The sequence below is a fragment of the Streptomyces sp. NPDC001450 genome (assembly GCF_053597295.1).
Genome location: NZ_JBSFHY010000001.1, coordinates 78,203 through 101,683, shown reverse-complemented (window position 1 = coordinate 101,683; position 23,481 = coordinate 78,203). Strand labels below are relative to the sequence as shown.

Sequence of the window (23,481 nt, the reverse complement as noted above, 5' to 3'; positions counted from 1 at the left end):
CTCGGTGGGACCTACTGCACGTCGACGTAGTCGCCGGTCGCGCTGACCGCCGGAGTCGTCGAGGTGCCCGCGAAGCTGAAGCGCCAGTAGCCGTCGTAGTTCGCGGTGGTGGTGGTCTTCAGGTTGCCGGAGGAGTCCGTGTACACCGTCTTGACGGTGGTGTACGTGCTCGTGCCCGCCTTGCGGAACTGCAGCTTGACCGGCTGGCTGGTGTAGCCGTGGTACAGGTTGTCGTCCCAGTTGGCGCGGGACAGCTTGCCCGTCACCGTGAGGGTCTTGCCCTTGGCGACCGGCTCCGGGCCGGCGTTCGCCGTGAGCTTGGAGTAGCGCTGCACCAGGGTGCTGCCGAGGCCGCTCTGGTCGTTGTAGCCGACCTTGCTCAGATCGGGGTTGCTCTGGTCCTGGCCGTTGAAGGCGACCGCCTCGGCGGCCACGCCCCAGGTGCCGGCGTCCGCGCTCTTCGGGTCGGGGTCGCTCGGGTAGATGTCGACCGTGCCGGTGCAGGTGGCGGTGGTCGACGAGGTGGGGGTGCAGGTCGCCGGGTTGTCGCCGTACAGCTCGGGGGACGTGTCGCTGTAGGTGCCCTTGTAGAGGAAGGCGTCCGTGTAGAAGTCGCTCGCGGTGACGTCCACGTCCGCGCCGTGCGTCAGCGTGTACGAGTACGTCGTGCTGACCTTGTTGGTGGTACCGACCTTGATCGCCTTGGCGATCGTGACGTTCGAGAAGCTCACGTTCAGCGTGTACGGCGTCCCGCTGGTCGGAGCGGCCTGCGCGGCCGGCACGGCGAGAGCGGAGAGGGCCAGGGCGCCGGAGACGGCGGCCACGGTGGCACGAATGCGCATGTGCGTTCCCCTGGAGGGAGAAGTGATCTTGGAGTCGGTTGACTCACGCGATCAGATCCGTGAGGGGTGCGGTTGGTTGTACGTCAAGAGCGACTCCCGGCCAGATTTTGGCCTCGCATTGCCAGCCCGTGACAGAAGTGAGAGGAAACGTTCCGGCTCCGGAAGCGACAGGCGTCCGGAGCCGGAACCCGGCGCTTACTGCACGTCGACGAAGTCACCCGTGGCGTTGACCGCCGGGGTGGTCGTGGTGCCCGCGAAGGCGAAGCGGTAGTAGCCGTCGACCGACGCGGTGGTCGTCGTCTTCAGGTTGCCGTACGAGTCCGACTTGATGGTCTTCAGTGTGGTGTAGGTGCTGGTGCCCTTCTTGCGGAACTGGAGCTTCACCGACTGGTCGGTGTAGCCGGCGTACTTGTGCGTCTCCCAGTTGGCGCGGGACAGCTTGCCCGTGACCGTGAGGGTCCGGCCCTTCTTCACCGGCTCGGGCGCGGCGTTGACCGTCAGCTTGGAGTTGCGCTGGACGAGGGTGGTGGCGAGGTCGAACTGGGCGGTGCTCTTCTCGGACTTGAAGTCCATGGCGAACGCGGCGCCGTGCCAGGTGCCGGCCTGGGAGTTCTTCAGCTCCGAGCTGTCGTCACCCGACGGGTAGATGTCGATCACGGCCTTGCAGATGGCGGTGGTCGCCGAGGTCTCGGCGCAGGTCGCGGGCTCCTCGGAACTCGCGTCGTTGTCCGGAGCGGTGGAAGAGCCGCGGTAGATCGCGGGCAGGGTGAGGAAATTCTCCGAGGTGACGTCGACGTCGGCACCGTGGGTCAGCGTGTAGCTGACCGCGGAGGAGACGTGGGCGGTCGTACCGACCTTGATCGCCTTGGCGATCTTGAAGTCGGAGAAGGAGACGTTCAGGTCGCCCACCGGGTCGGAGGCGGCGCTGAACGCGGTCTTGCCGGACGTCTGCTGCGAGAAGACCTTCGCGATCTCGGAGCGGTACGACGAACCGCCGTCGGCTGCGTGCGCGGCCGGCACGGCGAGGGCGGAGAGAGCCAGGGCGCCGGAAGCGGCGGCCACAGTGGCACGAATGCGCATGTGCGTTCCCCTGTATGGAGAAGAGTGGACACGGGGTCCAACTGATCGTGGAGTCAGTTGACTCGCATGATCGGACCCGTGAGGAGGGTGAACGGTTGTACGGGTTTTCCTGTGCGTCCGGCTCACTGCACGTCGACGAAGTCGCCCGTGGCGCTGACCGCCGCGGTGGTCGAGTTGCCCGCGAAGGAGAAGCGGTAGTAGCCGTCGACCGACGCGGTGGTCGTCGCCTTCAGGGCGCCGGTGGAGGACGACGTGACGGTCTTCAGCGTGGTGTAGCTGCTGGCGCCCTTCTTGCGGAACTGCAGCTTCACCGACTGGGAGCCGTAGCCGCCGTACTTGAGGGACTCCCAGTTGGCCCGGGTGAGGGCACCGGTGACCGTGATGGTCTTGCCCTTCTTGACCGGCTCGGGCGTGGCGTTGGCCGTGAGCTTCGCGGCCCGCTGGAAGGAGAAGGAGCCGGCCTTCTCCTGCCACATGTAGTCGTCGTCGTTGGCGTCGACCCACGCGGAGACGTACCAGGTGCCGGCGTTCTTGTTGGTGAGGAAATCGACCTTGGGGTCGATCGTCACCGAGGCGGTGCAGGTGGAGGTGGTGGCGTCGACCGCGGTGCAGGTGGGCTTGCCGGTCGTCGCGATGCCGTTGTCGGGGCCGAAGAGGTCGAACTCCTGGGCACCCTTGATGCCCGAGTCGTCCGTCGCGGTGACGCTGACCTTGAACGTCTTCGGGCTGGAGGTGCCGACGGACACCTTGTTGTCACCGTCCACGACCACCTTGGTGATCTTGGTGTCGCCCTGGCTGCCGTCGGCGTGCGCGGCCGGAACTGCGAGGGCGGACAGGGCCAGAGCGCCGCTCACAGCGGCGACAGAGGCACGAATTCGCATGTGTTTTCCCCACGTTGGTTGTCTGTGGAGTCGCGCGACTCCACAGACATGACGCGGGACACAAGTGAAGGGTTGTACTACTGGTAAGGATTCGGTGTGGGAGTTGCGAAGGTCAGTCGAACCACCGGTCCCGCGCCAGCTCCTCCGTCCGCGACGGGTCCTCCAGCAGGGCCGCCACCTCGAAGCGGCGCGGCCACTGCCCCGCCGCCCAGGCGAGGCCCGCGGCGACGCCCTCCAGGGTGGCCGCGTGCAGGACGCCGTCGCCGGTCAGCCGCCAGTCGATCTCGACGCCGTCCACGACCAGTTCCTCGTGCTCGACGTAGGTGCCGGGCGTGCGCGGCCCGAGCAGCATCCGCACCGAGTCCGGTACGTCGTGCTCGGCGCCCTCGGAGGTCACCTCACCGGTGACGGACTCGCTCAGCCGCCGCACCTGGAACAGCTCGGCCAGCTCGGCGGCCCGGGACGGGCGGACCGGCAGCAGCGGGACGCCGGAGGCGAAGGGCAGCAGGTCGGGCGAGTCGACCACGACCGCGTCGGCCGCGTCCACCACCGTCACCCGCCCGTCGGTCACGGCCCGCAGCTCGTCCGGCAGGGTCACCTGCTCGGGGTCCAGCTCGGCCAACGCACCGTACAGCCCGTGCAGTTGGGCCGGGGTGACCGGCCGCTCCGGGTCGGCGAGGCGGTCCAGCAGTTCGGCGGCGCCGCCGGGCTCGTCCAGCAGGGCGGCCACGGAGGTCCGCACGCCCAGCGCGCGCAGCACCTGCTCGTCGTCGAAGCCGGTCGCGTCGGCCTCCTCGTACAGGCCGCGCAGCAGCGCGTCCCCGCCGGCCGCGAGCAGACCGGCGGGCCGGCGCCCGTCGAGGACGGGGTGTCCACGCAGCCACCACGCCGTGTACGGGCGTACAACCTCGTGGGTGCCGTCGGGCAGCAGGATCCGCACCGGCTGCGTGAGGGCGTCGCGCAGCGGCGGCCGGGCGAGCAGGGAGAGGGCCTCGGGCCAGTGGTCGTCGTCCACCAGGTCGAGGTCCCGCACGGCGACGAGTTCGGTGGCGACCGGGGGCACCGGGCTGTCGGGGTAGCGGTCGAGGATGTCCTCGCACCACACGTCCACGGCGTCCAGCAGGCCCGCGTCGTCCGGCTCGGCGAAGTCACCCTCCCGGGGCTCCAGTTCGTCCGGGTCGAGGACCACGTCCGTGGCGCGCACCAGCGCGAAGTCCGCGAGGACGCCGCAGGCGGTGAGGGGCTGTTCGCCCCACTTCGCGGCCAACTCGGCGTCCACGGCGGCCAGTTCGTCCTCGCGGATCACGCGGGCGAAGGGACTTCCGGGGAAGACGAGTTCGCCCGCCGGGGCGAGTTCGCCGTCCTCGTCGGGCAGCGCGAGGGCGCCCAGCCAGGGCTCGTCACCGGGCTCGAGACCCGCGTCGCGCACCAGGGCGAGGACGGTGTCGGCCAGCTCCTCGGCGTCGGGAGCGTCCTCCTCCCACAGCGCTCCGCCCTCGTCGTCCAGGGAGTTCGCCACGGCGGCCCGCACCTGCGGGGTGGTCAGCACCGCGCGCGGGGACGCGGGCAGCGCGCCCAGCTTCTCCAGCAGCGGGTGCGCGGCGCCCTCGTGGGCGACCTTGAGTCCCAGCCGGCCGAGGATGTCCGGATCGACGGGCGCGGCGTCCGGGGTGGGGAGCAGGACCTGCCGGGGGCCGATGGTCGTACGGCCGTCCGCGAGGGGCACCGGAAGTCCCGAGAGCCGGTCGGGGTCGACCCCGGCGAGGCTGTCGTAGAGCCGCCACCACCAGTCGGGGTCCTTCTCCAGACCGGCGAGCCGGTCGATGGCGTCGGCGAGCGGGAGCCGGGCGACCCCGAGGGTGCGCAGCTCGACACGGCGCTCGAGGCCCGCGGGAAGGAGCGTCGGCAGCACCTCCGCGAGGACCCGTACGGTGTCCGCCCCGGCGCCCTCCACCACTTCGGCGTCCCTCGGCCGCAGGGCCTCCGGAAGCTCGTGGTCGCTCTTGGAGTCGACGGCCGGGGGCAGGAACGCGGTGCGCGGCAGCCGCTCCAGGACCGCCTGCCGCAGCGCGCCGTCCAGCTCGCCCTTGCCCAGCGGCCCGGGTACGAGGTCGATCACGCCCTCCGTCACGGGCCGCCACTCGGCCAGCAGTTCGGCGTAGGAGTCGGCCGCCCGCTGCACCAGGAAGTCGGTCAGCGGTCCGGGGGCCGCGTGCCGGCGGGTGGTGTCCAGCGGGAAGGAGGCGATGAGCAGGGCGGGGACGCCGAGTGGCTCGTCGCTGGGGGTGGGGGCGTGCACGACCGGGGTGGTGCGCGGCCGGACCGGGCGGCCGTCGGCGTCCGTCGGCACGGCCCAGGTCACCGACCAGTGCGGGCGCAGGCGCTCCTCCACCGGGCGGTCGGCGAGCAGGTCCGGGGTGAGCGGCCCGTGCGCGGAGACGGTGCGCCAGCCGGTGGTCCCCTCCCGCGAGTCCTCCACGACGGTGACGGCGCCCTCGGTACGGCGGCTCAGGGTGCGCGGGGCACCCCCGTCGACCTCCACCACCACTTCCTCCAGCCCGGGCAGGGCGAGGAGCAGGGCGTCGTCGACGGCGTCGAGGAGGCGTTCGGCGAGGTCGGCGGCGGCGGTGTCCCGCAGGGGCAGGATGACGGCGGTGTCGTACGGCTCCGGGGCGGAGCCCTCGGCGGCGAACGGGAGGCGGAGCAGCGGGACGTGCCCGTCGCGGCGGCGGATCTCGTCACCGAGGCCGGGGCTGTGCCGGGCCGTGCCGGCGGCCAGCTCGCGCGCCTCGGCCAGGGCCCAGCGGACGCCGCCGTGGCGGCCGACGATCGCGGGCTCGTCGGTCACGGAGAGTACGGCGGCGAAACCGACACCGAACCGGCCGACGGCGCCGTGCGTGTCCTGGGCGTCACGCTTGGCCGAGGCCCGCAGGGTGGACAGCGACTCGACACCGGTCGCGTCCAGGGGGGCGCCGGTGTTCGCCGCGACCAGGACGCCGTCGCGGAGGGTGAGACGCAGCCGGCCCGGCGTCTTCGCGCGGGCGGCGGCGTCGGCGGCGTTCTGGGCCAGCTCCACCACGAGCCGGTCCCGGTAGCCGCCGAGGACCAGGTCCTCCTCGGCGTTGGCGTCCTCACGGAACCGGGCGGGGCTGGTGGCCCAGGCGTCGAGCACACCGCGGCGCAGACGGGCGGTGCCGAAGGGGTCGGCGCCCTCGGCCGCCGGCCGCACGAACTTGCTCACGTTCACTCTCCTCGTCGACGTGAGGACGAAGGTACAGCGAGTGCGGCGGGGAGACCGAAGGCACAGGTCAGGCCCTGGAGACGGACGAGAGGAGGGCGCCTGGACCGTCCGGCTACGAGTGGCCGAGTTCCGCCGTCTCCTCGTCGCCCGCCTCCGGGACCGAGCCCGAGTCGCGGGCCGGGCGGAGCGGGAAGACGTCGACCTTCATCTCGTCGATCACCGGAGCAGGGGGCTGGGGCGGCTTCGGCATGACCGCCGCCTCCGAGTGGCCGCCGCAGCCGTACGCCAGCGAGACCACGCGGCCGTCGGCCGGGGAGAACTCGTTCGCGCAGACGCCGAAGGCCTGGCCCAGGGAGCCGCCGATGGGGCTGAGGAAGCCGCAGGTCAGACAGGTCGCCGGGGCCGCCTGGGCCATCGGGGTCTTGGGGCCGAAGCCCTCCTCCCAGCGGTCGGCCGCGGTGTGCAGGCCGTAACGGGACAGGACGCGGGCCCGGCGCAGGCCCAGCTCCTGGGCCACCGCGGCGATCGAGCCACGGGTGGGGACCGTCGGCTGGGTGGCGGGCGTACCGGGCGTCACGTCGGCGTCCTCGGCATCCGCCAGTTCGGCCATCTCCTCCGACACCAAGGAGTTCGGCGGGGGCTGCTCCTCGCCCGTGTAGCCGGGCTCCAGGCGGAGGTCCTCCTGGTCGGTCGGGAGCAGGTCGCCGGGGCCGAGGTCGCCGGGGCGCAGGCGCTCGCTCCACGGAACCCACTCGGGGGCGAGCAGGGCGTCGGGGCCGGGGAGGAGGACCACCTCGTCCAGGGTCACGATCTTGGCGCGGGAGGCGCGGGCCACCGTCGCCGCCCAGCGCCAGCCGCGGTACCCCAGTTCCTTGCACTCGAAGAAGTGCGTGACGACCCGGTCACCCTCCGACACCAGGCCGACGTGCTCACCGACAACTCCGGGCGCGGCTGCCTCCTCGGCGGCGGCACGGGCGAGGTCCACGGCCTCTGCGCACAGACGGTCGGGGGTGCGGCTTCGCGTTGTCGCTGCGCTCACAGGTATCGCTTCTCTCCTACGCCGTCTGCAATGAGTGCGGCTGCCTCCGGCGGTCAGGCGGACGGAGCGGACCGGGGGACCGCATCGACGTCTGCATCCGACGCGCGCTCGGGCGCACCTCTGCCATCCATTCTGCGTTATGGCTGAGATACGCACGCTACCCCGTTGTCGGTGGTCGGGGACAGTCCGCCGCTGCGCGGCGATGTTTCCCACCCGCCCACCGGTCCCGGCCGGCCGCGAAGTGGCCGCGGATTCACGGCTCGGTCGGCCGCGAAGCGGCCCCCGGCGTCACGCCTCGATCGCCTGCGAAGTCGCCTCCGGCGTCGCGCCTCGATCGGCCGCGAACTCGCGCGGGCATCCCGCCTCGATCGGCCGTGAAGTGACCCCGGCATCCCGTCCCGGTCCGCTGCGAAGCCGCTGCTGCCCCCGACTCGCTTGCTCGCAAACCGCACTATCGGCCGGTGTCTCGGGGCACTATGAAGCACGTGGCAGCCGCGGACAGGGGGAGCGTTCGAGGTGGCGGTTCGGGCCGGGTCGGCGGTGCCGTCCGCGCGGTGGGGCGTGCCCTGCACTTTCCGGTGACCGGTACCGCGCGCGGGATCCGGAAGGCCACGCACGCCCACGGTGCGGGCGAGTCGGGGCTGGGACAGCTGATCGAGCTGCACGCGGTGAACGGCGCCGGGGACGTCATGATCACCATCGCGCTGGCCTCGACCGTGTTCTTCTCCGTGCCGACCGACGAGGCGCGGGGGCGCGTCGCGCTCTACCTCGCCATCACCATGGCCCCCTTCACCGTCCTCGCCCCCGTCATCGGCCCGCTCCTGGACCGGCTGCCGCACGGGCGGCGGGCCGCCATGGCCGCGGCGATGCTGGCCCGGGCGCTGCTCGCGCTGATCATCTCGGGGGCCGTGGCCAGTGGGAGTCTGGAGTTGTATCCCGCCGCGCTGGGGGTGCTCGTGGCCTCCAAGGCGTACGGGGTGGTCCGCAGCGCCGTCGTGCCCCGGCTGCTGCCGCCCGCCTTCTCGCTCGTGAAGGCCAACTCCCGGGTCACCCTCGCCGGCCTACTGGCCACCGGTGTGGCCGCGCCGATCGGGGCGGGGCTGCATGCCATCGGGGACCCCTGGCCGCTGTACGGCGCCTTCGTGATCTTCGTTGCAGGGACGTTCCTGTCGTTCTCCCTGCCGCCCAAGGTGGACTCCGCCAAGGGCGAGGACGTGGCCCTGCTCGCCGCCGACGAGGAGCATCTGCACGGGCCGCACCGCAAGCAGACGATCAAGCGGCGGCCCGGGCTGCGGACGGTCGGACCCGCCGTCACCCATGCCCTCGGCGCCAACGCCTCCCTGCGGTGCCTGTCCGGCTTCCTGATCTTCTTCCTCGCCTTCCTGCTGCGCGAGCAGCCGCTGACCGGAGAGAGCGCGGCGGTCTCGCTGGGGATCGTGGGCGTCGCGGCGGGAGCGGGGAACGCGCTGGGTACGGCTGTGGGGGCCTGGCTGAGGTCCAGGGCCCCCGAGATCATCATCGTGACCGTCGTCGCCGTGGTGCTCGGGACGGCGATCGTGGCCGCCGTGTTCTTCGGGGCCTTCCTGGTGGCCGCTCTGGCCGCCGTCGCCGGGTTCGCGCAGGCGCTGGCCAAGCTGTCCCTGGACGCGCTGATCCAGCGGGACGTGCCCGAACTGGTGCGGACGTCGGCGTTCGCGCGGTCCGAGACACTGCTCCAGATGGCCTGGGTCTTCGGCGGCGCCGTCGGCATCGTGATGCCCCTCAACGGCGCCCTCGGCCTCACCGTCGCCGCCGCCATCGTGGCCGCCGGATGGCTGGCCACTCTGCGCGGGCTGCTCTCCTCGGCACGGCACGGCGGCAGGCCGCGGGCGCGAGTGGCGTAACGAACCGGGCACGCCGCACCCCACATGGGCGGCAGGCTCCGGGTGCCCGATAGCCTTCGGTCATGACCACGCTGCAATCCGTTGTGCGACGCCGCCGCGCCGTCGCAGCCGCCGGCGCCGTTTCCGCCGGACTGCTCGTCCTGTCCGCCTGCGAGAAGCCGACGCCCGTCGCGACGATCACGGTAGGCCGGAACTCGGTCAACTCCGAGGCCCTCTGCTACAACGACGGCAATGCCCTGGACGCCAAGTCACTGGCGAAGTGCGCCAAGAAGGCCGGGGACATCGAGTCGATCAAGGTGGACCCGGACCAGACGGTCCGCCTCGGCGTCGACCCGAAGATCGCGGACGCCGGCTGGATCCTCCTGGTCAACGGCCGCCAGTTCACCGACGTGAGCAAGAAGACCTACACCACCATCCCTGGCAGCGCGTTCTTCAACGCCCAGTACGGCACCCAGGGCAACAGCAACACCGTCTCCATCCAGATGGGCCAGCAGCCGGCCAAGGGCCTGTGGTCCTTCAAGCTGAAGAAGGCCTGACCACGCCCTCCGTACGCGTCCTCGTAGCCACCGCGGTCCCGGCCGAACGGGATGCGGTGGCCCGGGCGTTCCCGGAGGAGGGTGCGGAGGTACGGCTGCCGGGGGTCTCCCTCGTGCGGACCGGTGCCGGGTACGACCTGCTGGCCGGCGGTGTCGGGCCCGCCCGCGCCGCCGCCTCCACCGCCACCGCGCTCACCGCCGCCGCCCTCGACGGCAGCCCCTACGGGCTCGTCGTCTCGGCCGGGATCGGCGGTGGCTTCCCGCCCGAGGCGCCGGTCGGCTCGCTCGTCGTCGCCGACGCGATCACTGTGGCGGACCTCGGCGCCGAGACCTCCGACGGCTTTCTCCCGGTCACCGAACTCGGCTTCGGGACCGTCACCCACCGGCCGCCGGCAGCACTCGTGCGCGGCGTGTCCGAGGCCACCGGCGCCCGTCCCGGCACCGTCCTCACCGTCTCCACCGTCACCGGCACCGCAGCCCGCGCCGCCGAGCTGCGCGCCCGCCACCCGCATGCCCTCGCCGAGGGCATGGAGGGGTTCGGCGTGGCCGAGGCGGCAGCCGGGCACGGGGTGCCGGTGCTGGAGATCCGGGCGGTGTCCAACCCGGTCGGCCCGCGCGACCGCGCCGCCTGGCGCATCGGCGACGCGCTCGCCGCCCTCACCGAGGGCTTCGGGAAGCTCGCGCCCGCATTGGAGAGTTGGAACACGCATGACCAGTGATGCGATGCAGATCGCGTACTCGCCCTGTCCGAACGACACCTTCGTCTTCGACGCCCTCGCCCACGGCCGCGTCCCCGACGCCCCCGCGCTGGACGTGACCTTCGCAGACATCGACATCACCAACGGCATGGCCGAGCGCGGCGAGTTCGACGTGCTGAAGGTGTCGTACGCCGTGCTGCCCTACGTCCTGGACGAGTACGCGCTGCTGCCGTGCGGGGGTGCTCTGGGGCGGGGCTGCGGGCCGCTGGTGCTGACCCGGGAGGCCGGAACCGAGCTGACGGGCCGTACGGTCGCGGTGCCGAGCGAGAAGTCGACCGCCTACCTGCTGTTCCGGCTCTGGGCGGCGGACACGCTGCCGGGAGGGGTGGGCGAGATCGTCGTCCTGCCGTTCCACGAGATCATGCCGGCCGTGCGGGACGGCAAGGTGGACGCCGGACTCGTCATCCACGAGGCACGCTTCACGTACCAGAACTACGGGCTGCACAAGCTCGCCGACATGGGCGAGCACTGGGAGCGCAGCACCGGGCTGCCGATCCCGCTCGGCGCGATCATCGCCAAGCGGTCGCTGGGCGCCGAGACCCTGGGCCGGCTCGCCGACTCCGTCAAGGCGTCCGTCCGGGCCGCCTGGGACGACCCGGAGGCCTCCCGGCCGTACGTCATGGAGCACGCCCAGGAGATGGACCCGGCCGTCGCCGACCAGCACATCGGGCTGTACGTCAACGAGTTCACCGCCGACCTCGGCGAGGACGGCTACGCGGCGGTCCGCGGGCTGCTCACACGCGCGGCGGCCGAAGGGCTGCTGCCGCCCCTCGGCCCGGATGCGCTCGCTTTCCCCTGAGGGTCACACGTCCAACTGGTCGGCGACCGCGCGCAGGAGGCCGGCGATCTTCTTGCCGGAGGTCTTGTCCGGGTAGCGGCCCTTCTCGAGCATCGGCGTGATGTTCTCGAGGAGGGTGGTCAGGTCCTGCACGATCGAGGCCAGCTCGTCCGGCTTCTTGCGCTGCGCGGCCGCGACGGAGGGCGTCGGGTCGAGCACGGTCACGGAGAGGGCCTGGTCACCGCGCTGACCGGCGACGACGCCGAACTCCACGCGCTGTCCCGGCTTGAGTACGTCGACCCCGTCGGGGAGAACCGAGGAATGGACGAAGACGTCACCGCCGTCGTCGCGGGAGAGAAAGCCGAAGCCCTTCTCGCTGTTGAACCACTTGACCTTGCCAGTCGGCAAAGCACACACTCCCTCGATCCGTCCTGGGCATGCCCGGACGCCCTTGAACTGCCGTCGAACCACCTTACCGGGGGTCTCTCCAGCGGAACACGCCTTAAAACGGGTCTGAGCTCCTATGCGCCCTCAGTGGCGCGATAGAGGCTCAGATGAGTGAGGGAAGTGTGACCACTGCCCGATGTGCGGGGGGAGAGAGTCGCGCGGGAGACTCCGAGAGCCCTGGCCACCGTGGGCAGATCCGCAGTGATGACGGCAGGACGTCCACCGGTCGTGAAGGCCCTTTGCGCATGCTCCGCCCGCGAACTTGCTGGAACACCGGTAATACCTGTCTCCGGGAGTCTTCGTACCGGCTTTCCTGGTGTACCCAGCGCCCAGCAGAGAAGTGACCGGCGCCCCGCATTCACCACAGCGAGCAACACCGGAAAGCAGACTCTTGGCACCGATACGGCTTTCCGTCCCCCAGTCCTGGGAGCGGGCTCGATCTGGTCCACGAGATATTCCCACAGCCTCACCCACAGCTTGGGGCGCTTGAAGGGGACATGGAGCCTGAGACGTCGTGAGAGCTGACGTGGTGTCGGATCACACCGCGCTGCCACCCCGATGGACGTCGAGCCGGCCGAGTCGGCAGAGAGACGGAGGCATGCGAGGCAGCGAAGACCAGGAGTCATGGAAGCGAGGGTCTCCCGGCTGTTCTCTTGCGCTGGGAACTACCCTGGTCCGGTGCGTGAGAAAACCCAAACGAATTCCGCCGGGCCCGGTGACCGACTGATCCGCGCCGGTGCCGTGGTGTTCTTCATCGGGGCCGTGGCCACCCTCGTCACGGTGGCCCCGCTGTTCCTCGGGGCGAAGCCTTTTCCGACGTACATGTTCGGTCTGAGCATGCTCATGGCCGTCGGCTTCCTGGTGGCCGGGGCGGGTCTGCTGCGTTCCGTCGCCGCCGGACGGCGTCAGGCGCGGGGCGCCTCGCGGTAGGCGGCCAGCCAGGCCGGGAAGGCGGCGAGGTCGGCCAGCACGACGTCCGCCCCCGCGGCGCGCAGTTCCTCGCCGTCGCACGGCCCGGTGACCACGGCCACGGACAGCGCACCCGCCGTACGGGCCCCGCGGACGTCTCCGACATGGTCGCCGACGTACACGGCGGCGCCGTACTCGCGCAGGGCCTCCGCCTTCTGCTCGGCCCACAGGTCGCCCACGACCACGTCGGGTGCGATGCCCAGGTGGTCCAGGTGCAGCTTGGCGTTCGGCTCGTACTTCGCCGTGACCACCATCGTGCGGCCACCCGCCGCCCGCACCGCGTCCACCGCCTCCCGCGCGCCCGCCATCGCGGGCGTCGCGGCGATGGCGATCGAGGGGTACATCTCGCGGTACAGATCGGCCATGGCGGCGACCTCCTCCGCGGGGAACCAGTTGACCAGTTCCTCCGCGAGCGGCGGCCCAAGCCGGGTCACCGCCAGGTCGGCGTCGATGAACGTCCCGGTCCGCTCCGCCAGCGCCCGGTAGCAGGCGTGGATGCCCGGCCGGGAGTCGATGAGCGTCATGTCGAGGTCGAAGCCGACGGTGAGGGCGGAGGCCGGGGTGACGGTCATGGGGGACATTGTGCCGGGTACGGCTGACACCGGGCTCGGAGGGCTAGTGCCCCGGCATGCTCTCGGCGTGCCGGCCGGAAGTCCTCGTACTGGACGTACTTGGGCTTTCGGCCGGTGCGGCGAGAGTGCGTGCCGGGCGTCGCGACGGGGCGAACGTTGCCTGCCGGGGCACTAGCGCTTTCTCTGTGACCGCCAGACCAGGAACAGGGCCGAGGCGACGGCCGCGCCGCGCACCACCCAGGGCCAGGTCTGTGCCAGGGCGTCGTTCATGTGGCCCTCGGCGATGGGGGCACCCCAACGGCCGGTGTCACGGCCCCACAGCCAGAGCAGCCCGGACGCGAGGGTCAGGCCGGGGACGCCCAGTACGGCCCACTTGGTCTCCACCGGGGTGAGGCGGCGCGAGCCGTAGGCGATCAGCCAGCCGAGCAGGAGCGCGAACCAGTTGCCGAGTACGGCTCCGGCGACCAGCGCGGCGGCGGCCAGCAGGAGGAGGGGGTTGCTCCAGCCGACGGCGGGGCCCGGGAGCAGGCGGCGGGCGGCCGCCGCGGGCGCGGGTGCCCTGCGGGCGAACAGGCGGCGGCGTGGGCCGGGCGCCTGTTCCGTCGCCTCCGGCGGCTCTGCCTGCCGGGGCTCCGGCTCCGTCTCCTCCGTCTCCGTCGGCGGGCGTTTGAGCAGGTCGGGGATCTCCACCCCGCCCACGAACCCCGGTACGACGTCACCGGTGGGCGTACCGAACGGACTGCCCTCCACCCGCCACCAGTCGGGATGTCTCGCGCTGTCCCCCAGCTCGTCCGCGGCGGCGAGATGTGGCGGGGACGGGGCGTCGCGCGGCTCCGGCTCGGCGGGACGCGGCCGGGGTACGACCCTGCGCAGCCCCTTGGGCCGCTCCTTCGGCTCCGGCTCCGGCTCCCGTTGTACGGGCACGGCGGCGGGCGTCGGCCGCGGCACCCCCGCGCTGCCGCCCGCGGCCTCGACCACCTCGTCCGGGGTGCCCAGCCGCTCCAGGATGCGGCGCACGGCGGCGGGGCTGTCCACCGCCGCCTTGGCCCGGTGCCGGTCGATCTCGCCGCGTAGCTCCGACACCAGCCGCATCCGCGCGGACGACGGCAACTGCCGCTGCTGAGCGATGTCTCCGACGCGGCTCAGATACTCGTAGACGACCTGGTCGCTTTCGATCCCCACGGAAACCCCTCCGGGGCAACGGCGATGACACCCCGTTGGACGACGGTACCGCGTGGGTGCGGGTGCCCGGCGCCATGACCTCTCATCCTGGGCGTGACCCGCCGTCGGCCGCCGAGGCCGCGAAGGCGAAGAGAGGAAAGCTGTCTTGACGACCACACGCAGAGCGCACCGCGTCGTGCCGGCCCTGCTGGCCGCGCTCGCGCTGAGCCTGTGCGCGGGCCTGCCGCAGGCGACCGGGGCGGCCGCTCAGCCCAGGGCCGAGGGGAGGCCCCTCCCGGCGCCCCACAAGGTTCACCTGTCAGGACCGAAGGTGGTCAAGCCGACCGGGCACGCCGAGCCGAAGGTTCACAAGAGCCAAGGACCGCTGCCCACCGTTTCCCGCGAGAAGCTCGCCGAGCTGAAGGCCGAGGCCGCGAAGCACCCGGCGAAGCAGCGCCCCGGACAGACCGGCGGGAACAGGGCCAAGAAGCTGGCACCGCCGCCGAGCCAGGGCAGCTTCGAGGGGCTCAGCCGGCCCTGCTGCCTCATGCCGTCGGGCACGCACGGCGCCGTCGGCAAGGGCTACTTCGTCGAGGTCACGAACGGCGCCGGCGTCGGCGTGTACGACAAGTCGAACGGCAGCCTGCGGAAGAACGTGTCGCTCGCCGGCTTCTTCGGCTACACCGCTCAGGAGATCTTCGGCCCCCGGGTCGTCTACGACAAGAAGTGGAACCGCTGGGTCATCTCGGCCGCGGCGTTCCAGGAGGACCAGGACGTCCAGAAGGTGTTCTACGCGGTGTCCACCAGCTCGAACCCGCTCGGCTCGTGGTACATCTACACGTTCGACCCGCCGGAGGAGCCCGGCACCGGCGACTTCTACGACTACCCGCAGCTGGGGCTCGACCAGAACGCCGTGATCGTCACGGCGAACGTCTTCCGCCCCACGGAACTCGGGTTCGACTACATCGGCTCCCGCGCCTTCGGCATGGCCAAGGCCGACCTGTACAACGGCCGCTTCACCGACTTCCGGTACTTCGACCTGGGCTTGTCCGGCACGGTCGCGCCTCCCGTCGTGGAGGACGACAACGCCAGCGCCTTCCTGGTGGCGGCCTACCCCATGGCCGACCGTCTGAGCCTGTTCAAGGCCACCGGCCTGGGTCGCAGCGACGACACCGTCGTGCAGCAGCCCAGCGTGCCGGTGACCGCCTACACCGTGCCGCCGAGCGCCCGCCAGCCCGGTACGAACGCCGTGCTGGACACCCTGGACGCCCGGTTCCAGAACAACAGCACGCAGATCGGCAACCGGCTTCTCAACGTCCACACCATCAATGACGAGGGGTTCCCGACCCCGAGGTGGTACGAGATCAACACCGACACCAGCGCGGTCTCCGCCGGCGGTGAGGTGTTCGAGTCCCCCGATTCGGACGACTTCACCCCCTCGGTGGCCGGCTCGGCCGTGGGCGGCACCATGGACAACCCGATCGGCCGGATGTTCTTCACCTGGTCCTCGACCAACGTGCTGAGCACCCCCCACCAGGTGCGGGTCAAGAGCGGCGGCCGCCTCGTCACCGACGACCCGTTCATCCTCGGGGGCAACACCCACAGCACGGCCCCGACGTTCTACGCCCCGTCGGGCGAGAACCGGCTCCAGCGCTGGGGCGACTACTCCTCCGTCGCGATCAACCCCTCCGCGACCAGCACCTGCGCCGTCGGCAGCCGCGCCTACGTCGTGAACGAGCGTCAGATCAGCACCGGTTCATGGGGCTCGCGCATCGGCAGGCTCGGTTTCTGCTAGCCGGCAGGACCGGACACCGCTCCAACGGCCGTTCAGATGGACTTGACCGAAGCATCCGTTAAGTCGCCAAGTTCCCGAATGTACTTTCCCACATGCTGTGGACGACCTTTCAGCCGGCCACCCAGGCCGCGAAGGCGAAGAGAGGAAGTCTGTCTTGACGACCAGACGGAGAGCACGCCGCGTCGTGCCGGCCCTGCTGGCCGCGCTCGCGCTGAGCCTGGGCGTGGGCCTGCCGCAGGCGACCGGGGCGGCCGCTCACCCCAAGGCGGAGGGGAAGCCGCTCCCGGCGCCCCACATGGTTCACGTGTCCAAACCCAAGTTGGTCAACCCGAGCGGACACGCCAAGCCGAAGGTCCGCAGGGACCAGGGCCCGCTGCCCACCGTGTCCCGCAAGAAGCTCGCCGAGCTGAAGGCCGCCGCCGCGAAGCACCCGGCGAAGCAGCGCCCCGGACAGACCGGCGGGAACAGGGCCACGAAGCTGGCACCGCCGCCGAATCAGGGCAGCTTCGAGGGACTCGGCCAGCCCTGCTGCCTCCGGCCGCCGGACACGACCGGCGCCGTCGGCAAGAGCCAGTTCGTGGAGACCGTGAACGGCACCGGCTTCGGCGTGTTCCGGAACTCGGACGGCGCCCTGGTCAAGAACGTGTCGTTCGCGAGCTTCTTCAACTACACCGCGCAGACGATCTTCGACCCCCGGGTCGTCTACGACAAGAAGTGGAACCGCTGGGTCATCTCGGCCGCGGCGTTCCCGGAGAGCTCCACGGTCCAGAAGGTGTTCTACGCCGTGTCCACCAGCTCGGACGCCACCGGGTCGTTCTTCATCTACACGTTCGACCCGCCGGAGAACCCGGGCGACTTCTACGACTTCCCGCAGCTGGGGCTCGACCAGGACGCCGTGATCGTCACGGCGAACATCTTCGACTCCTCGAGCCACTACGTCCGCTCGCGTGCCTACGGCATGGCCAAGGCCGACCTGTACAACGGCTTCGGCCCCAAGTTCCTGTACTTCAGCCTGGGCACGCCGGGCACCGTCGCGCCTCCCCTCGTGGAGGACAACAACGCCGGCGACTTCCTGGTGGCGGCCGCTCCGTCGGACAACAAACTGAGCCTGTTCAAGGCCACCGGCCTGGGCCGCAGCAACCAGACGATCGTGCAGCAGCCCAACGTGCCGGTGAGCGCCTACACCGTGCCACCGAACGCCCGCCAGCCCGGTACGACCAACCTGCTGGACAGCTCGGACTCCCGGTTCGCGCAGAGCAGCACGCAGATCGGCAACCAGCTGCTCAACATCCACACCGTCAATGTCGGCGGATTCCCGACGCCGGTCTGGTTGCAGATCAACACCGCCAACAGCACGGTGCCCGCCGGTCAGACCGGAAGTGTGATCGAGTCCAGTAACTCCGACGACTTCAACGCGTCCGTGGCCGGCTCGGCCGTGGGCGGCACCTCGGCGAACCCGATCGGCCGGATGTTCTTCACCTGGTCCTCGACCAACGTCACGGCCGGCGTCACCCACCAGGTGCGGGTCGAGAGCGGCGGCCGCCTCGCCACCGACCCGGCCAACGTCGTCGGAGGCAACACCCACGCCCAGGCCTCGACGTTCTACAACCCGTCCACCGACCTCGTCGAGCGCTGGGGCGACTACTCCGCCGTCACCGTCGCCCCCTCCGCGACCAGCACCTGCCCCGTCGGCAATCGCGCCTACGTAGTGAACGAGCGCCAGATCAGCACCTCCGCGTGGGGCTCGCGCATCGGCAAGCTCGGTTTCTGCTAGTCGGCAGGACCGGACACCGCTGACACACCCCAGGGCGGAGGGGTGGCCACCGCGCCACCCCCTCCGCCCTTCCGCGCTGTCCGGGCCCGCTCCCCGCTGCCTACAGTGGAAGCGTGCTCCCGCACCGCCGCCGCATCACCCGGCGGCCGCCGGCCGGCCTGCACCTCGCGCTCGTGGCGCTGACCGTGCCGGTGGCGCTCGCCGCGTGCTCCGGGGCGGCCCCGAACGGATCGGGCAGCAGCGCCCCGGCGGACGCCCGGTCCGGGGTGAAGGGCGTCGTCGTCCGATGGCCGACCTGCCCCGTGGAGGGCGCTCCCGAGAGCCGCGACTGCAGCAGGCCCGCCGAGGCGACCGTGCGGGTGCGGGACCGCTCCTCGGACACCGAGGTGGCGACCGCGCGCACCGGTCCGGACGGCCGGTTCCGGGTGCCGCTGCGGGCCGGCGCGTACGAGGTGCGGGCCCGGACCTCCGGCACCGCGCACTGCGCCCCGGTCGACGTCACCGTGAGCCCCGACGCGTACACGGAAATCACGATCAGGTGCGACACCGGTCTGCGCTGACCACCTGACGGCGGACCCCGTCCTGCACCGCTGCGTCCGGCCGCCCTCCGGGTACCGTGGGCGGGATGAGCGCCCACACGCCCCCGTCGGCTCCACGCTCCCTCGCGGAAGCGCTCCGCGCGCGCGACGACGCTTCCCTGGCCGCGCTCCTGCGCAGCCGGCCCGATCTCATCACGCCGGTTCCCAGCGACCTCACGCAGCTCGCCACCCGCGCCGGCACCCGCGCCTCGGTCCTGCGTGCCCTCGAGCGGCTGGACCGGTTCGCGCTGCAGACCGCCGAGGCCCTCGCCGTGGCCCCGGAACCGGCGTCGTACGAGATTCTGCTCGGCCTGATGGCCGGGTACGCCCGGGACGAGACCGTCGCCGCCACGCTGCCCCGCGCGGTGGCCACCCTGCGCGAGCAGGCCCTGGTGTGGGGCGACGACGAGCGGCTGCGGCTGGTGCGGACCGCACGGGAACTACTCGCCCCGTCCGCGCAGCACCCCTCCCCGACCGGTCTCGGCCCGAGCGTGCAGGAGGCCACCGCGGGCATGTCCCCGGGGCGGATCCAGGACATCGTCGGCGCCGCCGGGCTGGCCTCGACGCACGACTCGGTCTCCGCCGTGGCCGCGCTCACCGCCCTGTTCACCGACCGCAAGAAGATGGCCGCGCTGCTCGCGAAGGCCCCGGAGGCCGCCCGCGAGGTGCTGTCCCGGCTGGTGTGGGGACCGCCGTACGGGCAGGTCACCGCCGAACCGGCCGCCCATCTGCGCTGGCTGCTGGACCGCGGCCTGCTGCTGCCCACCGCGCCCGGCACGGTCGTCCTGCCCCGCGAGGTCGCCCTGCATCTGCGCGAGGGCCGCGCACACCGGGCACCCGAGCCGCTGCCGCCGGCCGTCGAGCCGGCCGCGACCCACGGTCCGCAGATCGTGGACGCCACCGCGGCCGGACAGGCGTACACCGCGCTGGCCACCGTCGAGGAACTGCTGAAGGACTGGGACGAGGGCGGCCCCGCGGTGCTGCGGGCCGGCGGGCTGAGCGTGCGGGACCTGAAACGGACCGCCGTCGCCCTCGACGTGCCCGAGCCGCTCGCTGCCTTCTGGGTCGAGCTGGCGTACGCGGCCGGCCTGCTCGCCTCCGACGGCGAGGCCGACGAGCGGTACGCGGCCACCCCCGCCTACGACGAGTGGCTGGAGCGGCCGCCCGCCGAGCGCTGGGCCCGGCTCGCCGAGGCCTGGCTGTCGGCCACCCGGACATCGGGGCTGGTCGGCGGGCGGGACGCGAAGGACCGTACGTTGTCCGCGCTGGGGCCGGGACTCGACCGGTCCGCCGCGCCCGAGGTGCGGCAGCGGGTGCTGACCCTGCTGGCCGGGCTCCCGCAGGGCGCCGCCCCCAGCGCCGAGTCGGTGCTGGCCCGGCTGCTCTGGGAGCGGCCGCTGCGCGGTCCCCGGCCCGACGGCGGCGGGGCCGACGACCTGCGCTCCCGGCTCGCCCGCTGGACCCTCTCGGAGGCGGAGCTGCTCGGCGTGACCGGGCGCGGGGCGCTGTCGGCGCACGGGCGGGCGCTGCTCGGCGCACCCGCGGCCGCACCCGCCGCGCCCGCCGCGGAACCCTCCGGGCCCGGCGACAAGCTCCCCGTCCACCACCGCCCTGGTGCCCTCCTCGAACCCCTCTCCCCCACCGAGCAGACCGTCGCCACCGCCGCCGCGGCCCGGCTCCTCGCACCCCTGCTGCCCGAACCCCTGGACCACGTCCTCCTCCAGGCGGACCTCACGGCAGTGGCCCCGGGCCCGCTCCGGCGTCCGCTCGCCGACATGCTCGGGATCCTCGCGGACGTCGAGTCCAAGGGCGGGGCGACCGTCTACCGCTTCACGCCGGCCTCGGTCCGCCGCGCCCTGGACGCCGGCCGGACCGCCGCCGACCTGCACGCTTTCCTGACCGCGCACTCCCGTACGCCGGTCCCGCAGCCGCTGGCCTACCTGATCGACGACGTGGCACGCAAGCACGGCCATCTGCGGGTGGGCGCGGCCTCGGCCTACGTCCGCTGCGACGACGACGCCCTGCTGAACGAGATCCTCGCCGACAAGCGGGCGGCCGCCCTGCGCCTGCGCCGGCTGGCCCCGACCGTCCTGGCCGCCCCGACGGACCCGGCCACGCTGCTGGAGGGCCTGCGCGCGATGGGCTACGCGCCCGCCGCCGAGTCCGCCGAGGGCGACGTCCTGATCACCCGCGCCGACGCCCACCGCACCCCGCCGCGCACCGCGCCCGAGCCGGTGCCGGACGGACCGCCGCCGCCCGACGCCACGCTGCTGGCGGCCGCGATCCGGGCGATCCGGGCGGGCGACCTGGCCGCCACCACCCCGCGCAAGCCGTCGGGCAGCGCGCTCACCGGCGACGAACTGCCGCGCACCAGCTCCGCCGAGACCCTGGCCACCATGCAGGCCGCCGTCCTGACCGGCGAGTCCCTGTGGATCGGCTACGTCAACGCCGAGGGCACCGCCAGCCAGCGCGTCATCGCCCCGATCCGGGTCGAGGGCGGTTTCGTGACGGCGTACGACCACACGGCCGACGAGGTGCGGACGTATCCGCTGCACCGGGTCACGGGGGTCGCGGAGCTGGCGGAGGAATAGGCGCGGGCCCGGTCAGCAGTCCTTGACCGGAGCGTCCGCGGACAGCCCGAAGTGCTTGCGGGCGGCGGCCTCCAGGTCGGCGGACCCGCCCGTGCCCTCGGGGCCGGGCTCGTGGAAGAAACTGAAGTGGTCCTCCACCCACTTCCCGCTGCCCTCGCCGTCCGGCCCCTCCTCCCGCGACGTCACACGAAAGCCGCCGTGCGCGCCCGCGTCCCGCTTCAGGCGCACCACCTGCGGGACGTCGGCTCCGGAGCACTCCAGAAGAGCGCCTTTCCGCACCCCGTACTCCATGCACAACGTGGTCACGCCCGCCCGTACGACGCCGTCGTGCTCGTCGAGGTCCCGTGCCTCGGCCCGGCAGAACCACTGCGCCCGCAGACCGGGCTGCGTCTCCCCGTACCCACTGCCCTTCGAGTCCGCCACCAGCCGGGCCTCGATCACCGGCCGCACCTCGCCCCACAGGTGCTGATCGACACCCGGCGGCCACACCGCCCACGCCCCTGCCGCGACCAGCACCGCCGTGGCCCCCAGGCCGGTCACCCACCTGCGTACCGACATCGCGTCCAGCTCCTCCCCGGACCGCGCCCCCGCGCCGGTCCCGCAGTAGGAAGACCCGGGTCGGGGGCCCATGGTTGCGGCGCCCCGCCGCGATCATCGGCTGATAGGGCACACTGGACGTTTGGCCGCGCGGAAGGGAAGTGCGTAGGTGAACGGACCGCTGATCGTCCAGTCGGACAAGACTCTGCTCCTGGAAGTCGACCACGAGCAGGCCGACGACTGCCGGCGTGCCATCGCGCCCTTCGCCGAGCTGGAGCGGGCGCCGGAGCACATCCACACCTACCGGGTCACCCCGCTCGGCCTGTGGAACGCGCGGGCCGCCGGGCACGACGCCGAGCAGGTCGTGGACGCGCTGGTGCAGTACAGCCGCTACCCGGTGCCGCACGCGCTGCTCGTGGACATCGCCGAGACGATGGACCGGTACGGGCGGCTCACCCTGAGCAAGCACCCCGCGCACGGACTCGTCCTCACCACCACCGACCGGCCGGTGCTGGAGGAGGTGCTGAAGTCCAGGCGGATCGCCCCGCTGGTCGGGGCGCGGATCGACCCGGACACCGTGGTCGTGCACCCCTCCGAGCGCGGGCAGATCAAGCAGGTGCTGCTGAAGCTGGGCTGGCCGGCCGAGGACCTCGCCGGATACGTGGACGGCGAGGCGCATCCGATCGAGCTGCTCGAGGACGGCTGGGCGCTGCGTCCGTACCAGAAGCAGGCCGTGGAGAACTTCTGGCACGGCGGGAGCGGCGTGGTCGTGCTGCCCTGCGGCGCCGGAAAGACGCTGGTCGGCGCCGGGTCCATGGCGCAGGCGAAGTCCACCACCCTCATCCTCGTCACCAACACCGTCTCGGCCCGGCAGTGGAAGCACGAGCTGGTGAAGCGGACCTCGCTGACCGAGGACGAGATCGGCGAGTACAGCGGGACCAGGAAGGAGATCCGCCCGGTCACCATCGCCACCTACCAGGTGCTGACGACCAGGCGGAAGGGCGTCTACCCGCACCTGGAGCTGTTCGACTCCCGCGACTGGGGTCTGATCGTCTACGACGAGGTGCACCTGCTGCCCGCGCCGGTCTTCAAGTTCACCGCCGACCTGCAGGCCCGCCGCCGTCTCGGTCTGACCGCGACCCTCGTCCGCGAGGACGGCCGCGAGTCCGACGTCTTCTCCCTCATCGGACCGAAGCGGTTCGACGCGCCCTGGAAGGAGATCGAGGCGCAGGGCTACATCGCGCCCGCCGACTGCGTCGAGGTCCGGGTGAATCTGACCGACGCCGAGCGGCTCGCGTACGCCACCGCCGAGACCGAGGAGAAGTACCGCTTCTGCGCCACCACCGAGACCAAGCGGAAGGTCACGGAGGCGATCGTCCGCAGGTTCGCCGGGCAGCAGATCCTCGTCATCGGCCAGTACATCGACCAGCTGGACGAGCTGGGTGAGCACCTGAACGCTCCGGTGATCAAGGGCGAGACGCCCAACGCGCAGCGCGAGAAGCTCTTCGACGCGTTCCGCGAGGGAGAGATCAGCGTGCTCGTGGTGTCGAAGGTCGCCAACTTCTCCATCGACCTGCCCGAGGCCACGGTCGCCGTCCAGGTGTCCGGCACCTTCGGCTCCCGCCAGGAGGAGGCCCAGCGCCTGGGCCGCGTCCTGCGCCCCAAGGCCGACGGCCACCAGGCCCACTTCTACTCGGTCGTCGCCCGCGACACCCTCGACCAGGACTTCGCCGCCCACCGCCAGCGCTTCCTGGCCGAACAGGGGTACGCGTACCGGATCGTGGACGCGGACGAGATCCTGGCCGGGGGCTAGTGCCCCGACAGGCAACGTTCGCCCCGTCGCGACGCCCGGCACGCACTCTCGCCGCACCGGCCGAAAGCCCAAGTACGTCCAGTACGAGGACTTCCGGCCGGTACGCCGAGAGCACGCACCGGACGCCGCTCCTTGACGGGCAAACGTTGCCTACCGGCGCACTAGTCGGGCGGGGGACGGCGAAGAACCGGGGGCTGGAGGGGCGC

General features: G+C 72.1%; 20 protein-coding genes. 10 read left to right on the top strand and 10 right to left on the bottom strand.

Annotation, left to right across the window (positions count from 1 at the left end; all coding sequences use genetic code 11):
• Positions 1 to 11: 11 nt before the first annotated feature.
• From ACWC5O_RS00500 to ACWC5O_RS00480, 5 genes are all read right to left on the bottom strand, one after another.
• Positions 12 to 842, bottom strand: a complete 831-nt coding sequence (locus ACWC5O_RS00500; RefSeq protein ID WP_450589366.1) for a hypothetical protein — start codon at positions 840 to 842, stop codon at positions 12 to 14.
• Positions 843 to 1,037: 195 nt separating this feature from the next.
• Positions 1,038 to 1,922, bottom strand: a complete 885-nt coding sequence (locus ACWC5O_RS00495; RefSeq protein WP_450589367.1) for a hypothetical protein — start codon at positions 1,920 to 1,922, stop codon at positions 1,038 to 1,040.
• A gap of 122 nt (positions 1,923 to 2,044) precedes the next feature.
• The gene (locus ACWC5O_RS00490; protein WP_450589369.1) at positions 2,045 to 2,803 is read right to left on the bottom strand and encodes a calcium-binding protein; all 759 of its coding nucleotides are present in this window, start codon (positions 2,801 to 2,803) and stop codon (positions 2,045 to 2,047) included.
• Positions 2,804 to 2,915: 112 nt separating this feature from the next.
• Positions 2,916 to 6,044: a sacsin N-terminal ATP-binding-like domain-containing protein gene (locus ACWC5O_RS00485; protein ID WP_450589370.1), complete on the bottom strand. Its 3,129-nt coding sequence runs from the start codon at positions 6,042 to 6,044 to the stop codon at positions 2,916 to 2,918.
• 112 nt (positions 6,045 to 6,156) lie between these two features.
• Entirely contained in the window at positions 6,157 to 7,083 is a 927-nt protein-coding gene (locus tag ACWC5O_RS00480) for a DUF3027 domain-containing protein (RefSeq protein ID WP_450589372.1), read from the bottom strand.
• A 476-nt stretch (positions 7,084 to 7,559) separates the two neighbouring features.
• Between ACWC5O_RS00480 and ACWC5O_RS00475 the strand changes: the two genes are divergently transcribed.
• The 4 genes from ACWC5O_RS00475 to ACWC5O_RS00460 all read left to right on the top strand — a co-directional run bounded on the left by ACWC5O_RS00475 (position 7,560) and on the right by ACWC5O_RS00460 (position 11,059).
• Positions 7,560 to 8,966: an MFS transporter gene (locus tag ACWC5O_RS00475; protein WP_450589396.1), complete on the top strand. Its 1,407-nt coding sequence runs from the start codon at positions 7,560 to 7,562 to the stop codon at positions 8,964 to 8,966.
• Positions 8,967 to 9,028: 62 nt separating this feature from the next.
• Positions 9,029 to 9,502 carry a DUF2771 domain-containing protein gene (locus ACWC5O_RS00470; RefSeq protein WP_450589374.1) on the top strand — a complete coding sequence of 158 codons (474 nt, stop codon included), beginning with the start codon at positions 9,029 to 9,031 and terminating at the stop codon, positions 9,500 to 9,502.
• A complete protein-coding gene (locus ACWC5O_RS00465) occupies positions 9,475 to 10,221 on the top strand; it encodes a futalosine hydrolase (RefSeq protein ID WP_450589376.1) in 747 nt (248 codons plus the stop codon). The genes ACWC5O_RS00470 and ACWC5O_RS00465 overlap by 28 nt, the downstream gene beginning before the upstream one ends.
• Positions 10,211 to 11,059, top strand: a complete 849-nt coding sequence (locus ACWC5O_RS00460; RefSeq protein ID WP_450589377.1) for a 1,4-dihydroxy-6-naphthoate synthase — start codon at positions 10,211 to 10,213, stop codon at positions 11,057 to 11,059. Before ACWC5O_RS00465 ends, ACWC5O_RS00460 begins: the two co-directional genes overlap by 11 nt.
• A 3-nt stretch (positions 11,060 to 11,062) precedes the next feature.
• Here ACWC5O_RS00460 and ACWC5O_RS00455 read toward each other — a convergent pair whose 3' ends face one another.
• Together ACWC5O_RS00455 and ACWC5O_RS00450 are read right to left on the bottom strand one after the other, a co-directional pair.
• Positions 11,063 to 11,446: a cold-shock protein gene (locus ACWC5O_RS00455; RefSeq protein ID WP_450589379.1), complete on the bottom strand. Its 384-nt coding sequence runs from the start codon at positions 11,444 to 11,446 to the stop codon at positions 11,063 to 11,065.
• Between the two features lie 123 nt (positions 11,447 to 11,569).
• Complete coding sequence (locus ACWC5O_RS00450) at positions 11,570 to 11,947, bottom strand: zinc ribbon domain-containing protein (RefSeq protein ID WP_450780872.1); 378 nt, start codon at positions 11,945 to 11,947, stop codon at positions 11,570 to 11,572.
• Positions 11,948 to 12,163: 216 nt separating this feature from the next.
• Between ACWC5O_RS00450 and ACWC5O_RS00445 the strand changes: the two genes are divergently transcribed.
• Entirely contained in the window at positions 12,164 to 12,415 is a 252-nt protein-coding gene (locus tag ACWC5O_RS00445; protein ID WP_450589383.1) for a hypothetical protein, read from the top strand.
• On the opposite strand, the gene ACWC5O_RS00440 is transcribed toward ACWC5O_RS00445, so the two are convergent.
• Both ACWC5O_RS00440 and ACWC5O_RS00435 read right to left on the bottom strand, forming a co-directional pair.
• The gene (locus ACWC5O_RS00440; protein ID WP_450589385.1) at positions 12,391 to 13,035 is read right to left on the bottom strand and encodes an HAD family hydrolase; all 645 of its coding nucleotides are present in this window, start codon (positions 13,033 to 13,035) and stop codon (positions 12,391 to 12,393) included. The genes ACWC5O_RS00445 and ACWC5O_RS00440 overlap by 25 nt on opposite strands.
• 162 nt (positions 13,036 to 13,197) lie before the next feature.
• Positions 13,198 to 14,208, bottom strand: a complete 1,011-nt coding sequence (locus tag ACWC5O_RS00435; protein WP_450780870.1) for a hypothetical protein — start codon at positions 14,206 to 14,208, stop codon at positions 13,198 to 13,200.
• Between the two features lie 145 nt (positions 14,209 to 14,353).
• Here ACWC5O_RS00435 and ACWC5O_RS00430 point away from each other — a divergent pair, with 145 nt between their 5' ends.
• From ACWC5O_RS00430 to ACWC5O_RS00415, 4 genes are all read left to right on the top strand, one after another.
• Positions 14,354 to 15,982 (top strand): hypothetical protein, encoded by a 1,629-nt coding sequence (locus ACWC5O_RS00430; RefSeq protein WP_450590916.1) that lies wholly within the window; start codon positions 14,354 to 14,356, stop codon positions 15,980 to 15,982.
• A gap of 154 nt (positions 15,983 to 16,136) precedes the next feature.
• Positions 16,137 to 17,756, top strand: a complete 1,620-nt coding sequence (locus ACWC5O_RS00425) for a hypothetical protein (protein ID WP_450590915.1) — start codon at positions 16,137 to 16,139, stop codon at positions 17,754 to 17,756.
• Positions 17,757 to 17,869: 113 nt separating this feature from the next.
• On the top strand, positions 17,870 to 18,316 hold the full coding sequence (locus tag ACWC5O_RS00420) for a carboxypeptidase-like regulatory domain-containing protein (protein WP_450590914.1): 447 nt from the start codon (positions 17,870 to 17,872) through the stop codon (positions 18,314 to 18,316).
• A gap of 65 nt (positions 18,317 to 18,381) precedes the next feature.
• Positions 18,382 to 20,925 (top strand): helicase-associated domain-containing protein, encoded by a 2,544-nt coding sequence (locus tag ACWC5O_RS00415; RefSeq protein ID WP_450590913.1) that lies wholly within the window; start codon positions 18,382 to 18,384, stop codon positions 20,923 to 20,925.
• Between the two features lie 12 nt (positions 20,926 to 20,937).
• Here the strand turns inward: ACWC5O_RS00415 and ACWC5O_RS00410 are convergent, their stop codons facing one another.
• Positions 20,938 to 21,483 carry a hypothetical protein gene (locus ACWC5O_RS00410; RefSeq protein ID WP_450590912.1) on the bottom strand — a complete coding sequence of 182 codons (546 nt, stop codon included), beginning with the start codon at positions 21,481 to 21,483 and terminating at the stop codon, positions 20,938 to 20,940.
• Between the two features lie 148 nt (positions 21,484 to 21,631).
• Here ACWC5O_RS00410 and ACWC5O_RS00405 point away from each other — a divergent pair, with 148 nt between their 5' ends.
• The gene (locus ACWC5O_RS00405; RefSeq protein WP_450590911.1) at positions 21,632 to 23,275 is read left to right on the top strand and encodes a DNA repair helicase XPB; all 1,644 of its coding nucleotides are present in this window, start codon (positions 21,632 to 21,634) and stop codon (positions 23,273 to 23,275) included.
• The last annotated feature ends 206 nt before the right edge of the window (positions 23,276 to 23,481 follow it).

Bases quoted from the DNA above. Each gene is read 5' to 3' on its own strand.
- ACWC5O_RS00410 (WP_450590912.1), bottom strand. From the start codon at position 21,483: ATGTCGGTACGCAGGTGGGTGACCGGCCTGGGGGCCACGGCGGTGCTG.
- ACWC5O_RS00490 (WP_450589369.1), bottom strand. From the start codon at position 2,803: ATGCGAATTCGTGCCTCTGTCGCCGCTGTGAGCGGCGCTCTGGCCCTG.
- ACWC5O_RS00440 (WP_450589385.1), bottom strand. From the start codon at position 13,035: ATGTCCCCCATGACCGTCACCCCGGCCTCCGCCCTCACCGTCGGCTTC.
- ACWC5O_RS00470 (WP_450589374.1), top strand. From the start codon at position 9,029: ATGACCACGCTGCAATCCGTTGTGCGACGCCGCCGCGCCGTCGCAGCC.
- ACWC5O_RS00500 (WP_450589366.1), bottom strand. From the start codon at position 842: ATGCGCATTCGTGCCACCGTGGCCGCCGTCTCCGGCGCCCTGGCCCTC.
- ACWC5O_RS00460 (WP_450589377.1), top strand. From the start codon at position 10,211: ATGACCAGTGATGCGATGCAGATCGCGTACTCGCCCTGTCCGAACGAC.
- ACWC5O_RS00495 (WP_450589367.1), bottom strand. From the start codon at position 1,922: ATGCGCATTCGTGCCACTGTGGCCGCCGCTTCCGGCGCCCTGGCTCTC.
- ACWC5O_RS00415 (WP_450590913.1), top strand. From the start codon at position 18,382: ATGAGCGCCCACACGCCCCCGTCGGCTCCACGCTCCCTCGCGGAAGCG.
- ACWC5O_RS00475 (WP_450589396.1), top strand. From the start codon at position 7,560: ATGAAGCACGTGGCAGCCGCGGACAGGGGGAGCGTTCGAGGTGGCGGT.